This window comes from Actinorhabdospora filicis (genome assembly GCF_030269765.1).
Classification (GTDB): Bacteria; Actinomycetota; Actinomycetes; order Mycobacteriales; family Micromonosporaceae; genus Actinorhabdospora; species Actinorhabdospora filicis.
Genome location: NZ_BSTX01000004.1, coordinates 242,695 through 256,892, shown reverse-complemented (window position 1 = coordinate 256,892; position 14,198 = coordinate 242,695). Strand labels below are relative to the sequence as shown.

14 protein-coding genes are annotated in these 14,198 nt (G+C 71.4%); 7 read left to right on the top strand and 7 right to left on the bottom strand.

Features of this window, described 5'->3' with window-relative positions:
• Positions 1 to 512: 512 nt before the first annotated feature.
• From QSK10_RS26150 to pdhA, 4 genes are all read right to left on the bottom strand, one after another.
• Entirely contained in the window at positions 513 to 644 is a 132-nt protein-coding gene (locus tag QSK10_RS26150; protein ID WP_285665694.1) for a hypothetical protein, read from the bottom strand.
• Between the two features lie 109 nt (positions 645 to 753).
• Positions 754 to 2,148 carry a dihydrolipoamide acetyltransferase family protein gene (locus tag QSK10_RS26145; RefSeq protein WP_285665693.1) on the bottom strand — a complete coding sequence of 465 codons (1,395 nt, stop codon included), beginning with the start codon at positions 2,146 to 2,148 and terminating at the stop codon, positions 754 to 756.
• A gap of 11 nt (positions 2,149 to 2,159) precedes the next feature.
• Entirely contained in the window at positions 2,160 to 3,146 is a 987-nt protein-coding gene (locus QSK10_RS26140; protein ID WP_432705368.1) for an alpha-ketoacid dehydrogenase subunit beta, read from the bottom strand.
• Positions 3,146 to 4,351, bottom strand: coding sequence for a pyruvate dehydrogenase (acetyl-transferring) E1 component subunit alpha (gene pdhA / locus QSK10_RS26135; RefSeq protein ID WP_285666437.1), 1,206 nt, complete (start codon positions 4,349 to 4,351; stop codon positions 3,146 to 3,148). The genes QSK10_RS26140 and pdhA overlap by 1 nt, the downstream gene beginning before the upstream one ends.
• A gap of 307 nt (positions 4,352 to 4,658) precedes the next feature.
• Between pdhA and QSK10_RS26130 the strand changes: the two genes are divergently transcribed.
• Entirely contained in the window at positions 4,659 to 5,135 is a 477-nt protein-coding gene (locus tag QSK10_RS26130; RefSeq protein ID WP_285665692.1) for a hypothetical protein, read from the top strand.
• Between the two features lie 94 nt (positions 5,136 to 5,229).
• Here QSK10_RS26130 and QSK10_RS26125 read toward each other — a convergent pair whose 3' ends face one another.
• Positions 5,230 to 5,592, bottom strand: coding sequence for an effector-associated constant component EACC1 (locus QSK10_RS26125; protein WP_285665690.1), 363 nt, complete (start codon positions 5,590 to 5,592; stop codon positions 5,230 to 5,232).
• Positions 5,593 to 5,730: 138 nt separating this feature from the next.
• Here QSK10_RS26125 and QSK10_RS26120 point away from each other — a divergent pair, with 138 nt between their 5' ends.
• The 3 genes from QSK10_RS26120 to QSK10_RS26110 all read left to right on the top strand — a co-directional run bounded on the left by QSK10_RS26120 (position 5,731) and on the right by QSK10_RS26110 (position 9,638).
• The gene (locus QSK10_RS26120; RefSeq protein ID WP_285665688.1) at positions 5,731 to 6,246 is read left to right on the top strand and encodes a hypothetical protein; all 516 of its coding nucleotides are present in this window, start codon (positions 5,731 to 5,733) and stop codon (positions 6,244 to 6,246) included.
• 331 nt (positions 6,247 to 6,577) lie between these two features.
• The gene (locus QSK10_RS26115) at positions 6,578 to 7,921 is read left to right on the top strand and encodes a hypothetical protein (RefSeq protein ID WP_285665686.1); all 1,344 of its coding nucleotides are present in this window, start codon (positions 6,578 to 6,580) and stop codon (positions 7,919 to 7,921) included.
• A 136-nt stretch (positions 7,922 to 8,057) separates the two neighbouring features.
• Positions 8,058 to 9,638 (top strand): ricin-type beta-trefoil lectin domain protein, encoded by a 1,581-nt coding sequence (locus QSK10_RS26110; RefSeq protein WP_285665684.1) that lies wholly within the window; start codon positions 8,058 to 8,060, stop codon positions 9,636 to 9,638.
• A gap of 586 nt (positions 9,639 to 10,224) precedes the next feature.
• Here QSK10_RS26110 and QSK10_RS26105 read toward each other — a convergent pair.
• Entirely contained in the window at positions 10,225 to 11,265 is a 1,041-nt protein-coding gene (locus tag QSK10_RS26105; RefSeq protein WP_285665683.1) for an aldo/keto reductase, read from the bottom strand.
• 103 nt (positions 11,266 to 11,368) lie between these two features.
• Between QSK10_RS26105 and QSK10_RS26100 the strand changes: the two genes are divergently transcribed.
• A complete protein-coding gene (locus QSK10_RS26100; protein WP_285665682.1) occupies positions 11,369 to 12,235 on the top strand; it encodes a helix-turn-helix transcriptional regulator in 867 nt (288 codons plus the stop codon).
• Here QSK10_RS26100 and QSK10_RS26095 read toward each other — a convergent pair.
• On the bottom strand, positions 12,159 to 12,680 hold the full coding sequence (locus QSK10_RS26095; RefSeq protein WP_285665680.1) for a GNAT family N-acetyltransferase: 522 nt from the start codon (positions 12,678 to 12,680) through the stop codon (positions 12,159 to 12,161). The two genes, QSK10_RS26100 and QSK10_RS26095, sit on opposite strands and share 77 nt — an antisense overlap.
• Before the next feature lie 85 nt (positions 12,681 to 12,765).
• On the opposite strand from QSK10_RS26095, the gene QSK10_RS26090 reads away from it, so the two are divergent.
• Both QSK10_RS26090 and QSK10_RS26085 read left to right on the top strand, forming a co-directional pair.
• Entirely contained in the window at positions 12,766 to 13,626 is an 861-nt protein-coding gene (locus tag QSK10_RS26090) for a fructosamine kinase family protein (RefSeq protein ID WP_285665679.1), read from the top strand.
• A 229-nt stretch (positions 13,627 to 13,855) separates the two neighbouring features.
• A partial coding sequence (locus tag QSK10_RS26085; protein ID WP_285665677.1) for a hypothetical protein occupies positions 13,856 to 14,198 on the top strand: 343 nt, incomplete at its 3' end.

Genomic DNA, 14,198 nt, shown 5'->3' with positions numbered 1-14,198 from the left:
GCGACAACGGAGCATGGGCCGGCTGCGCCGAATCCGCCAGCGTCCTTTCAGCCCGAAGCTATCCACAATCGACCTGTTATCCACAGGTTCGCGAATCAACCGTTTGACAGGCCACGCGTGGCCCCGGTTACGTTCGCCCCAGCGGGGCGGGCTCTGGGCCCCCACCAACAGAGCCACACGCGAAAGTCCCTCGGCCGGCTAGCTGCCGCGCACGCGTCGCCCTCACGCCCTGCCCCGCCACCGCCTGGCATGGCATGGCACGGCACGGCACGGCACCGACAGCCTCCGGCCACCCGGCGCCTCCGCCCCAGCGGCTCCAGCCGCCGCGCACCCCCACCACCGCCACCATGCGCCTCGCCCCCTCAGCCCGCCCTCAGCCCGCCATCCCCCGCACCCCGCGCCTCACCACGCCACAAGCCGCCCCACGCCGCGCCCCCACGTCCGATCACGCCCCCACCCCCAAAACAAAAAAGACCCGTCGCCTCCCGGCGACGGGTCTCACTCTCACCACCTCACACACCCATGTGTGCGCGCCACATCAGCATCTCCTGATGCGTGCTGCGCACCGACGCGCGCGCGGCGGCGCGGTCGAGGGCGCGACGGTGAAGTCGTTCGGCCTTGAGCTTCTTGCGGTCGGTGTTCACTCTTCCCCCAGGATCGTCGGTGTCCTCTTGGTCTCGCCTTCAATAACACCGCAAACCCCGGGGGAATTCCATCGATTATCAGGTGAGTCGGCTCACCAACCGAAGAACCTTAAGCCCACGCCAGCAGCATCTCCTGCGGGTTCTGCACGAAGCGGCCGAGGTCGGCCAGGAACTTCGAGCCGAGCTCGCCGTCGATGATGCGGTGGTCGAAGGACAGTCCGAGGGTCGTCACGTGGCGCGGGACGACCTTGCCCTTGTGGACCCACGGCATCTCGCGGATGGCGCCGAAGGCCAGGATCGCCGCCTCGCCCGGGGGCAGGATCGGCGTGCCGGTGTCGACGCCGAAGACGCCGACGTTGGTGATCGTGAAGCTGCCGCCGGTCATGTCGGCGGGCGGGGTCTTGCCGTCGCGGGCCGTCGAGGTCAGCGACACCAGGGCCTCGGAGAGCTCTCGCGTGGAGAGGGTCTCGGCGGCCTTGATGTTCGGCACGATCAGCCCGCGCGGGGTCGCCGCGGCGATGCCCAGGTTGACGTGCTTCTTCACCACGATCTCCTGCGCCGCCTCGTCCCACGACGAGTTGACCATCGGGTGACGCTTCAGGGCCAGCAGGACGCCCTTCGCCAGCAGTGCGAGGGGCCCGACGCGGACGCCGTCGAACTCCTTCGACTCCTTCATCTTCGCCACGGTCTTGAGCAGGCGCGTGGCGTCGACGGTGAGGAACTCGGTCACGTGCGGCGCGCTGAACGCGCTGGCCACCATGTTCTCGGCGGTCAGCTTGCGGACGCCCTTGACCGGGATGCGCTGGTCGCCCTCGGACGCCACCACCGCGACCGGCTCGGCGACAGCGACAGCAACAGCGACGGGAGCGGCGACGGGAGCCACGGCCCCCGTGACGTCCTCGCGCGTGATCGACCCGTTCGGCCCGGTACCGACCAGCGCGTGCAGGTCGACGCCGAGGTCCTTGGCGAGCTTGCGGACGGGCGGCTTCGCCAGCGCCGGGCCGCCGGACGCCACGGGCGCGACCGGGGCGACGGGCGCGGCCACGACCGGCGCCGGTGCGACGGGCGCCGGGACGGCCGGTGCGGGCGCGGGGGCGCCCTTGCGCGCGCGGCGCACGGTCGTCGGCGCCTTGGCGCCGTAGCCGACGAGGACGGCGGTGCGCCCGTCGGCGGTGGTCTCGCCGATCTTGGCGCCACCGTTCGACTCGGCCACGGCCGCCGGGGCCGGAGCCGCGGGGGCCGCCTCAGCGGGAGCGCCCGGCTCGGTGTCGATGGTGATGATCGGCGAACCGACGTCGACCGTCGTCCCCGCCTCGTGCAGGATCTCGGTCACCACACCCACGTACGGAGAGGGGATCTCCACCGCGGACTTGGCCGTCTCGACCTCCACGAAGGGCTGGTTCAGCTCGATCGTGTCACCGACCGAGACCAGCCACTGCAGGATCTCCGCCTCGGTCAGGCCCTCGGCCAGGTCGGGCAGGATGAACTGCTTCAAACGTGACATCTGCGGGGCTCCTAGTAGGCGAAGGTGCGGTCGACGGCGTCGAGCACCCGGTCCAGGTCGGGCAGGAACTCCTCCTCCAGCCGCGACTGCGGGTACGGGGTGTCGTACCCGGTCACGCGCAGGACGGGCGCCTCCAGCGAGTAGAAGCACTCCTGCATGACCCGGGTGGCGATCTCCGCGCCGAGACCGACGTTGCCGGGGGCCTCGTGGGCGATCACGAGGCGGCCGGTGCGCCGGACCGACTCGTAGACCGGGCCCATGTCGAGCGGCGACAGGGTGCGCATGTCGATGACCTCCAGGGACCGTCCGTCGGCCTCGGCGGCCACGGCCGCGTCGAGGCAGGTCCGCACCATCGGGCCGTAGGCGACCACGGTGACGTCGGAGCCGGGACGGGCCACGCGGCTGGCGTGCAGGGGGTACGCGCCGGCCAGGCCGAGGTCGGTGTCGATCTCGCCCTTCTCGTGGTAGCGCCGCTTGGGCTCGAAGAAGATGATCGGGTCGTCCGAGGCGATCGCCTGCTGGATCATCCAGTAGGCGTCGTTGGGGTTGGACGGCGCGAGGACCTTCAGGCCCGCGGTGTGGCAGAAGTACGCCTCGGGCGACTCCGAGTGGTGCTCGACCGCGCCGATGCCGCCGCCCCAGGGGATGCGGATGACGATCGGCATCGGGATGGTGCCCAGGGACCGGTTGTGCATCTTGGCGACCTGGCACACGATCTGGTCGAAGGCCGGGTAGACGAAACCGTCGAACTGGATCTCGCACACCGGGCGGTAGCCGCGCATGGCGAGGCCGACGGCGGTGCCGACGATGCCGGACTCGGCCAGCGGGGTGTCGATGACGCGGTCCTCGCCGAAGTCCTTCTGCAAGGCGTCGGTGACCCGGAACACACCACCGAGGCGGCCGATGTCCTCACCCATCAGCACGACCTTCGGGTCGTCCTCAAGGGCGCGGCGCAGGCCGAGGTTGATCGCCTTGCCAATGGTCGACGTCTGGCTCATCAGTGACCGCTCCCCTCAAAAGACGCGTGGTAGGCCAGGAACTCGGCGCGCTGCTCGTCGATCAGCGGCGAACCGTTCGGGTACACGTGGTCGAAGATCGAGGACGGGTCCGGCTCCGGCATGGACAGGACGCGCTCGCGCAGGTCGAGGGCGTACCGGTCGGCCTCGGCGGTCAGCTCGGCGAAGTAGTCCTCGTCGGCCAGGCCCTGCTTCTCCAGGAAGGCCTTCATGCGGGACAGGGGGTCCTTCAGGCGCCAGGCGTCTTCCTCGGACCGGTCGCGGTAACGGGTCGGGTCGTCAGTGGTGGTGTGCGCGGCCATGCGGTACGTGTAGGCCTCGATGAGGCCGGGACCCTCGCCGTGCCGCGCGCGGTCGAGGGCGTCCTTGGTGACCGCGTAGGTCGCCAGGACGTCGTTCCCGTCGACGCGGACGCCGGGGAACCCGAAGCCGGACGCGCGCTCGAACAGCGGCGCCTTGGCCTGCTTGTGCACCGGTACGGAGATCGCGTACTGGTTGTTCTGGCAGAAGAACACGACGGGGGCGTCGTAGGCGGCGGCGTAGACGAAGGCCTCGTTCACGTCGCCCTGGCTGATGGCGCCGTCGCCGAAGTAGGCGATGACGGCCTCGCCGTCGTCGGTGCCCATCTTGCCGTCGAGCTTGACGCCCATGGCGTAACCGGTCGCGTGCAGCGTCTGGGCGCCGATCACGATCGTGTACATGTTGAATTTGTACTTGCGGGAGTCCCAGCCGCCCAGGTCAACGCCCCGGAACAGGCCGAACGGCATGATCGGGTCGATGTCGCGACACCACAGGACGCCGTGCTCGCGGTAGGTCGGGAAGACCATGTCCTGCTGCGCCAGGGCGCGGCCGGAACCGATCTGCGCGGCCTCCTGGCCGTTCAGGCTGGCCCAGATGCCGAGCTGGCCCTGACGCTGGAGCGTCGTGCCCTCGGTGTCCAGGCGGCGGACGATGACCAGGTCGCGGTAGAGGTCGCGGTACTCCTGATCGGTGAAATCGACGGAGTAGTCCGGGTGTTCGACCCGGTCTCCTTCGGGGGTCAGCAGCTGCACGAACGCGGGATCTGTCCCGTTCGCGACGCTGCGATCGGTGGTTGCCTTCTTGCGCGGCGCCGCAGGCTTCTTAGCCGCGGTTCGCGTGGTCCCGCCACTCTTGGTGGCGCGGGGGCCGCGTTCGCCGTTGACCATCTGCTTTCCTCCCTCATCTGTGTCGATCAAGCGGGATCACCGTGACCGACCAGTGGTCCACTCCTTGGGGATGACCCACAGCATTCCAGAGTCTGGGAAGGTCGACACGCCCTGATGGCCGCCTTTACCCTGCACGTTCGTACGATTACGCTGCGCGACATCGCATACGCGGTCGCCAATGTCGTAGGTGTGCGTCAGTCTGGTAGCGGACGCGCGTGATAGTGCGGTTCGCTCCGGGAGCGCGGACCGCGGATGGCAACGGGGGTCCCGAATGGCCGGCAAGCACAGATGGCTCTCTAGGAACACGGTGGCGACCGCTGGTCTGGTCACCGTGGCCTCACTCATGATGGCGGTGATCGTCGCCGTGGGGGCGGCCTCGGTCAACGACGACGGCACGGGCTCCGCCGCGCCCGAACCCATGCTCGCCGGCGCCGGCGAGCCACCCACCGGGGTGACGCCCACCAGCCCACCCGACACGCTCGACGCCTCGCCCGACCCCACGGACGCGCCGGTCCCGCCCGAGACCTCGCGGCCCGCGCCCACGCCCAGCCCGACCGACCCGACCCGCGAGCCCACGCCCGAGACCTCGAAGACGCCCCCGCCGCAGTCCTCGTCGCCGCTGTTCCCCACGGCCCCGACCTCGCCGAACTGGCCGACGCCGTGGCCGACGGAGGACGGCGGGCCCACCGCGTGGCCCACCGACGACCCGACGTACATCGAGTTCCCGTGGTGGTACTGGTGCTGGGTGCAGCCGTGGGGCGCGCAGTGCCAGCCGGGCGGATAGGGCTCCACCCGACCATCATCGCCGAATCGGCCCGCCCGGATGGGCGGGCCGGTGCTTTTGGGTGATCACGCCGGTCACACCCGGGCGTACCGCCCTACTCCAGCAGGCCCAGCGCCTTCACCTGCGCCGCGACCGCCTGGGGCGTCTCGCCGGTGATCTCGACACTCGTCCCGTCCGGCCGCACCACCGCCACGCGGGCCTTCACCCCGTCCCGGCGCGTGCCGCGCCAGGTGAGCGCGACGGTCACGATCGAGGTGAGCATGGTGACCAGCGCCCCGGCCACGCCCACGACCTGCACGACCGTCTCCAGCGGCCCGCCCATCTCACCGGGCCCGAGCTGCGCGTACCGGGTTTCGAGGGGGCCGCCGCGCCGGACGCCGGGGTCCTTGGCGAGCCACTGCGCGTAGAGGCTGCCGAGGGCCTGCGGGTCATCGTCCACAGTGACGTGAATCTCCATCACGTCAATCTAGCGAGCCGCCGCCCGGCCCCCGAGTCGCACACTGTGTCCGTCCTGCCACAACTGAGCGTTACTCATCTGCCCGCCACGCCGTTAGTCAGGTGTCAGCATTCCGTCACCCGACTCCGGGGGGAACACATGGACAGGTTCTCGCGCACGCTTCTGGCGGCCTCGGCCGAGTCCGGCCTGGCGACGATCACCCTCAGCAGGCACGTACCGAGCCTGCGCCGCAACATCCGCTCCGACGACGAGGTTCTCATGCTCACGCCGTGCCTGCGGGCCGGCGGCGGCTTCCCGGGCGAGTTCCTGCTCATGCTCTCCAAACGCCGGCTGGTCATGACGCGCCAGTCGAAGCTGCTGAACCGGGTCCGGCTGTCGGTGGACGCGCCCTTGTCGGAGCTGACCGACGTGAAGTGGTCGACCGACCCGTCGGCGGGCATCGAGGTCGCCTTCACCTACGCCGAGGAGCGGCACCGCTTCTGGATCAAGGCCCTGCACAACCGGCACGCCTGGCGGCTGGAGGCGGCCCTGGCCCGGACGTTCCGGCGCCCGCTGCAGTCGATCGCCGAGGCGGCCTTAGCCCTGCGCAACTGGGACTTCCCCATCATCGGCCTCCCGCGCTCCCGCCGACGCCCCACCGGCGGTGAGTCGTGAGGACCGCGCGCCTGCCCCAGGACGGGGACGGCTCCCGCCGCACGCCGCTGGACCGCGCGCGCCCGGGCGGCGTCCGCCGTCCACGCCGAACACGAAGGCGATTCGCGTGATTGATCGCGATTGTCGGCCTCGGGAGTACAATCCCGTTTAAGGACATCGCCCTCTTCCAGGACAGTGAACTGCGAACACTGCCGGGCGTCCGCACCAAAGGCGCCAATGGCTCCCCCAGGAGGACCGCAGCACTCGGTGCCCGAACCCGTACGCATGACCTTCTAGGCGTCGACGCGCATCCGCACGCCGATCGGTAAATCACCCTCCCTCGGGGGGAGTCATGCGTAAGACAGTGCTGAGCGGTCTGACCGCCGTAGGGATGGCCGTGGCGATGTTCGCCGGGCCATCGGCGGCCTGGGCCGCGTCCGAGAAGGACAAGGACAAAGGGAAGGACGATCCACCCGCGGTCGTGCAGGTGGATCCACCGAAGGAAGAGCACGGCCACTCCGCCGACGCTCCGGGGCACGCCGACGACCCGGCACCACCCGTGCCACCCGAAGAGCCGGTGGCACCGCCGGAGTGGACGCCGCCCGTAGTAGAGCCGCCCGCCCCGCCCGACATGCCGGGGAACAGTGAGAACGCCGGGCCGCCGGAGAGTTCGCAGGGCACGGAGAACGGTGAATCGGCCGACGGACCCGGCAACAGTGAGAACGCCGGACCCCACGCCGAGGACCCGCTGATCCCACCCGAGGCCGAGGCTCCGGCCGACGCCCCACTGGCCGAAGCACCACCCGCGACCGATGAGAAACCCGGCAAGGACGACAAAGAGAAGAAGAAGGAGAAGGACGCCGACGAGGAGCCGCCCGGCGTCATGGCCGCGCTGCTTCCCGCACCCGGTCCCGGTGAGACCCACATCGACATCAACGAGGGCCACATCGGCGCCACCGCGACCGATCCCTCCTACGTGGGCGGGACGAGTGACTGCTCGGGCGTGACCATGGCCGGTGAGGACGGATGGGTGTTCGTGCTGCCGGGCAATGACGCGCAATGGGTGCAGCTCGAAGCGTCCTTCGGCGCCAACGGCACGGTCAGCCAGTTCATCACCACGGGCCAGGGCCAGGCCAACCTGAAGGGCGTGATCTACACGCCGTCCGGCTGGACGCTGTCCGGGGCCGAGGCGCTGATCACCGGCTCGACGCCGCAGGGCGAGTTCCAGCTGACGCACACCTGCCCGGGAGGCCCCGGCACACCGCCGCCGCCTCCGCCACCTCCACCGCCGCCGTGTGAGAACCCGCCGTGCGAGAACCCACCGCCGGACTGTGAGAACCCGCCGCCGGAGTGCGAGAACCCGCCGTGCGACAACCCACCCCCTGACACCCCACCCGCCGAGAACCCGCCTCCCGCGGGTCCGCCCGAGGCGATGGTCCCGCCCGTGGTCCCGCCGGTGGTCGTCCCACCCGCGGCCCCGATGGCCGTGACCACGCCGCCGAGCCCCACCCCGTCCTCGGCTCCGTTCTCCGCCCCGATCGCCTCGCCGAGCTCGCCGACCCCGTCCGGCACCTCACTGCCGGTCACCGGTTCGGCGACGGGGACCCTGGCCGTCATCGGCCTGGTGCTCCTGGCGGCGGGCGGCCTGGCGCTGATCCTGGCGCGGGCCTTCCGGATCGGCCCGATGAGGAGGTGAGCCCTTGACCGAACCAGCAACCACACACGCGGCGTCCCGGGAAAACACCCGGGACGCCGCCTTTCCCGGCCTCCGGCCCTTCCCCATTACCCGTGGGTAGCGATAGCCTCGGCCTACCGACCGGTAAGGAGACGAGATGTCCCCATCGCATCGTCCGTTACGGATCCGCCTCACCTCCGTCTTAGCGACCGCCTTACTCGGACTCACCGCCCTCGCGACGGCCGCCCCGGCCCAGGCCGCCGCACGTCCCGATCCCACGCCGCTGCCGGCGAACCTGGAGAGCGTCCGCGCCGCCGAGGCCACCGCCCTCTACGGCGACCCGGCGATCCGCCCCTTCGAGTCGCGCAAGACCGCGCTGATCACGATGGGCGACTCCGAGATCTCCGGTGAGGGCGTCGGCAACTACGAGCCGGGCACACACGTGTCCGGCAACTACTGCGACCGCTCGCTGGACCAGGCGGTCTTCCGCGTCCAGATCCCCGCCGACGTCCGCTACAACGTGGCCTGCTCGGGCGCGGCGAGCCCGCACCTGCGCTACGGCTCCGGCCAGCACCAGTGGAACGAGCTGAACCAGGGCGACAACCTCGCCATCAAGGCCCGCAACACGAGGCTGCGGCTGGTGTGGATCGTCATCGGCGCCAACGACTCCGGCGGCATCGAGTTCGGTCCCGTCGCCACCGACTGCGCCAAGCGCCGGATCCTGTTCCAGGGCCCGTGCTGGCCGACCTACACCGACACGTGGGCGGCGAAGGTCGCCGTCACGCGTGCCGGGGTCGAGGGCACGATCGACTCGGTGCGGCAGACCATGAGCGACGCCGGCTACCTCGGCGGCGACTACGAGCTGGTGGTCATGAACTACCCGAGCCCCGGCAGCCCCGACGTGGAGGACAACCCGAACTTCCCGGGCTGGTACTCCGGCGGCTGCACGCTCTACCTCGCCGACGCCGCGTTCGCGCGCAACAAGGCCGTCCCGCTGTTCGGGCGGGGCGTCCGGGATGCCGCGCTGGCCAAGGGCGTGCGGTTCCTGGACGCCTCGCGCCTGTTCGACGGGCACGGGGTGTGCGAGGACGACACGTGGGCGCGCGGCGTCTACGTGGAGACCGCGCTGCTGCCCAGCGAGCACGCGTTCCGGCAGTCCCTGCACCCCAACTACCGAGGCCACGGCGCCTTCGCCGAGTGCATGACGCAGATGTGGAACACCGGCCTGGCGCGCGCCACGTGCGTCGACCCGGCCAGCACCGGCCACGCCACCCTCTACGGCGGGTTCTTCGATTTCAAGGACCTGAAGTCGTCCACCGGCCAGTGCGTGGACGCCGAGGGCTACAACTCGCGCAATGACACCCGCCTGGTGTCGTGGACCTGCCACGGCGGCCGCAACCAGGGCTTCTGGTACGACGCGACGCGCGGCTCCCTGCACGTCGAGCTGTCCCAGGACCGCTGCGCCGACGTCAAGGGCGGCAACGTCGCCGCGGGCACCGACCTGATCCTGTGGAACTGCCACGGCGGCGCCAACCAGAAGTTCACCCTGGACGGCACGAAGATCCACCCGCAGGGCCGCGCCGACCTGTGCCTGTCGCTGTCCGGCGCGGGCGATGGTTCGGTGCTGGAGCTGGCGTCCTGCTCGGCGGCGCGCACCGACTTCCAGCTCGCCGCGCGCTCCTACGCGAACCCGGCCGGCTACGGGCACGACGACTGGATCGGCTCGAAGGTCTACTAGAACCTCCTCACCCCCGGCAGGGCCCGGTCCGTCACCCGACGGGCCGGGCCCGTTCGTGTTCGCCGCCGCACGCTCCGGTGATCCGCACCACAGAGTGACGGGCGTCCGGGAGCTTGTCCTCCCCCGGTCGCCACCTCGCACCCACCCTGAGCTGGGCGTCCATTATGGAGCAACGCCGGGTTTCGCACAGTGCAGCCAGGACAACATCACTCGTTGTGGCGGAAACCCGTCGTCCTTCGCCCCACGTATTCCCTTCCGGCGCGCACTGCTGAAGTATCGGTCTCGGAAACCCCTCACGCCACGGAGGATCCATGAGACTCCCTGAACCGCCTTTCCGCGCGTCACCCTCCACAAGAGAAGGACGCGGCGGACGGGGAGTCACCTCATCCACCGGGCGCACACCGACCACCCCCTAACCCCAATGGCGGGGTCCGTCGGCGCTTCCGGCGGTTTCCAGGTATGCCGGACCTGGTTTGTCTCCCAGACCGCCGGAGGCGCTGACGCCGCGCCCCCACAGAAGCCATGCCGAGGGGATGACGCCCCCCGAAGTTTCCGCGTGCCGGGCGGAATCTTCGGGGGGCGTCGCTTATGGACGGACCGGGCCCACGCCCGCGCCGGTCGCGCGCAGCACCGCCGCCACCTCGTCCAGGTCCTCCGCCGTCAGCCGCAGATTGGCCGCGGCGACCCATCCGTCCACCTGGGACGCCTTCCGCGCGCCCACGATCGCGCCGGTCAGGCCCGGCCACGCCAGCGTCCACGCCACCGCCGCGGCGGCCGTCGACACCCCGTGCCGCCCGGCGACGCGGGCGAGCGCGCCGGCCACCGCGAGGTTGGCGTCGAGGCGGTCGGTGAAGTCGGGGGCCGCGCGGCGCCAGTCGTCCACCGGCAGTGCCGCCACGCGTGCGGCGTCGAAGGCGCCGGTGAGCAGGCCCGAGGCCATCGGCGAGTAGACGATGACGCCAGTGCCGTTGCCCTCGCTCCAGGCGATGTCCTCGGCGTAGCCGCGCTCCAGCGCCGAGAAGGGCGGCTGGGAGGCGTCCACGTGGGCGACCTTCTCCGCCTCGGCGATCTGCTCACGCGAGTGGTTGGACAGGCCGATCGCGCGAACCTTGCCCTCGTCCACCAGTTCGCGCATCGTCGCCCAATACTCGGCGAGAGGCGTGGCCAGGTCCGCGTCGTCGGCGGGCTGGTCGGCGCCCCAGACGAGCAGCTTGCCGTCGCCGGGCCAGTGCACCTGGTAGAGGTCGATGCGCTCGACGTCCAGGCGGCGCAGGGACTCCTCGACCTCCTTGCGGACGCTCGCCCGGCTCATCAGCCTGCGGGCCGGCCTGGAGTGGTCGCCGTCGTCCCACACGACGCCGGTCTTGGTGAACACGTAGGGGCGGTCGGCTTCGGGGAGGGCCCTCAGCGCGCGGCCGACGACCTCCTCGGAGTGCCCGTTGCCATATGCGGCGGCAGTGTCGATCCAGTTGACGCCGAGTTCGACGGCGCGGTGGATGGCGGCGACGGAGTCGGCGTCGTCCTGGGCGCCCCAGGAGAACTGCCAGTCGGCGCCGGAGATGGCCCAGGCGCCGAAGCCGACGCGGGAGATGGTCAGGTCACTGTTTCCGAGCTGCTTCTTCTGCATGCCGCCAAGCCTGCGGCGGCGCTGAGGGCCGAACCAGGCCCCTGCGAAGCCTGGGCTTGGCGTGACCAGGCACGGCCGTGCGGGGCGTGCCATCCTCGGGATCATGGACCGCAAAGAGCAACTCGGTGAGTTCCTGCGCTCGCGCCGGGCGCGGCTGCGTCCGGAGGAGTTCGGACTGCCGGACTACGGGCGGGTGCGCCGCGTCCCCGGTCTGCGCCGTGAGGAGCTCGCGCGGCTCGCCGGGGTCAGCGTCGACCATTACGTGCGCTTGGAGCAGGGCCGCGATCTGCGGTTCTCGGCGGAGGTGCTGGCGGCGGTGGCGCGCGTCCTGCGGCTCGACGAGCACGAGCGGGCGCACCTGTTCCGGCTGGCGCGGCCGGGTGGTGCCGATGACGCCGATCAGGCGGTGCGGCCGGGCATCGCGAGGCTGCTGGAGACCTTCGAGGGCGTGCCCGCCTACATCGTGGGCCGCCGCGTGGACGTCCTGGCCTGGAACGCGATGGCCGAGGCCCTCTTCTCCTTCGGCGAGCGCCCCAATTTCGCGCGGTACGTCTTCCTGGATCCCGCCTCGCGTTCGCTGTTCCGCGACTGGGATCTGAAGGCCGCCGACACCGTGGCCTATCTCCGCAACGACGCCGGGCGGCATCCCGGCGACCCGGAGCTGGCCGCGCTGGTGGGAGAGCTGTCGATCCGCTCGGCGGAGTTCCGGGGGCTGTGGGCGGTGCACGAGGTCCGCGACAAGACGCACGGCAGCCACCGCTTCCACCACCCGGTGGTGGGCGACCTGGACCTGGGCTACGAGACCCTGCGTCCCAGCGGCGCCGAGGAGCAGGTGCTGGTGGCGTATGCACCGGGCGAGGGTTCGGCCGACGCGCTGCGGATGCTGCGGGAGCTCAGTAGCGCAGCTCGTGACCGAACAGGTCCAGCTTCGGGGCGTCGGCGTCCGCTGCGTCCCGCAACGGCAGGGTGAGGGTGACGCGCGCGAGGTTGGTGTAGCCGGACGCGGTCAGCGCGGCGATCGCCGGGGCGTCCCTGGCCTCCGGGGAGACCGAGAGGTGCGTGAGGCCCCTCTTCTTCGCCTCGGAGGCGACCCGGCCGAGCAGCGCCCGCCCGATGCCCTCTCCCCGGTGCCCGACCTTGACGATGACGGGTTCGACGGCGCCCGCGCGCCCGTCGAGGAGCAGGCCCACCAGGCCCACCACGCCCGCGACGCTGTCGTCGGCGACCCACATCCCGGTGAGGTCGAGGCGGGTGAGGTACTCCTCGAAGGCCGCGCCCGGGTCGCGTCCGCCGTAGGAAGGGTCGTCGTAGAGCTCCCTGTGGACCTCGACGAGCTGGGTCCACAGAGCGCGGCAGGAGAGGTGATCGGAGGGCCGGTAGCCGCGCACGACGACCTGAGCTTGGGAGTCGACCATGTTTCATGTCTACCCTGTTTCATCCCGATGTGGGACCCTTCGCCTCCCTCGCGAGTGAAGCGAATGGCGGGACTATCGTCACGCCATGGACCTCGACTACCTGCGCGCGCATCCTCACCGCGTGCCCATGTTCATCGAGCACCAGCGCATCAGGTGCACGCCGGTCCCCGGCGGGTCGGTCGGCGTCGCGCAGCGCCTGACCCTCGACGACGGCGGCGACGTGTTCGCGAAGTTCGTGGAGAACGGTCCCCCCGGCATCCTGGAGGCCGAGGCCGCCGGGCTGCGCTGGCTCGCCGAGGCGCAAGCGCCCGTCCCCGGGCTCATCGCCGCCGCGCGCGAGGTCCTCGTGCTGGAGTGGATCCAGCCCGGCGCCCCATCGCCGGAGGCCGCCGCCCGCCTCGGGCGCGACCTGGCGTCCCTGCACCGCTCCGGCGCGCATACCTATGGCGCGCCCTGGCCCGGTTTCATCGGCCTCGCCGCCCAGGACAACGCGCCCGGCGCCGACTGGGCGTCCTGGTTCCGCGAACGCCGCATCGAGCCCTACCTCAAGGCGTCCCGCGACAACGGCGCCCTGACCGCCGATCAGGTGGCCGCGGTCGAATCGGTGCTGCCCCGCCTCTCGGACGTCCCCGTCGAGCCCATCGCGCGACTGCACGGCGACCTCTGGCCCGGCAACGTCCACTGGGGAGCCGATGGGAAGGCCTGGCTCATCGACCCCGCCGCCCATGGCGGCCACCGCGAGACCGATCTGGCGCAGCTGACCCTCTTCGGCGGCCTCCCGCACCTGGCGGAGCTCATGGACGCCTACCAGGAGGAATGGCCACTCGCCGACGGCTGGCGCGAGCGGACACCGCTGCACGCGCTGCACCTGCTGCTGGTGCACACGACGCTGTTCGGGGGGAGCTGGGCCGGTGGGGTGATGGAGGCGGTGCGGGGGGTGGGGTGAGGGGGCTACTCGCCGGGGCCTGCGAACTCGCCGCCGACGACCCCGACTTCGCCGCGGTGGGGTGAGGGCATCCCCTCGCCGGGGCCCGTCACCGTGCTCGCGTCTCCCCCGTTTACTCCGCCACGGCCATCCCGTCGCACGGCACTCGGCGGGCCGGTCGGCGGGCCGCGTGCGGTCGGCACCACCGGGAGGGCCGTGAGGCCCGCGAGAGGCCGCCAACGCTGATGCCGTGACCAGAGCGCGCGGCGTAGGGCGCCGCGCCGAACCCACCGTCACACCGAACCCGCCGCCGCGCCGACGACCCGCCGGGCCGCGCACCACGCCGTCCAGGCTGATCTCACTCGCGCGACCGTTTGCGCCCGGATCTCTTCGCGCATCGTGGCGGGTCCCCTGCGTCCCGCACGATCGCTCGCGACCGGCTCCGGCACCGCGCGCTTCCGCCCTCGCCCTCGCCCTCGCCCTCGCCCTCGCCCTCGCCCTCGCCCTCGCCCTCGCCCTCGCCCTCGCCCTCGCCCTCGCCCTCGCCCTCGCCCTCGCCCTCGCCCTCGCCCTCGCCCTCGCCCTCGCCCTCC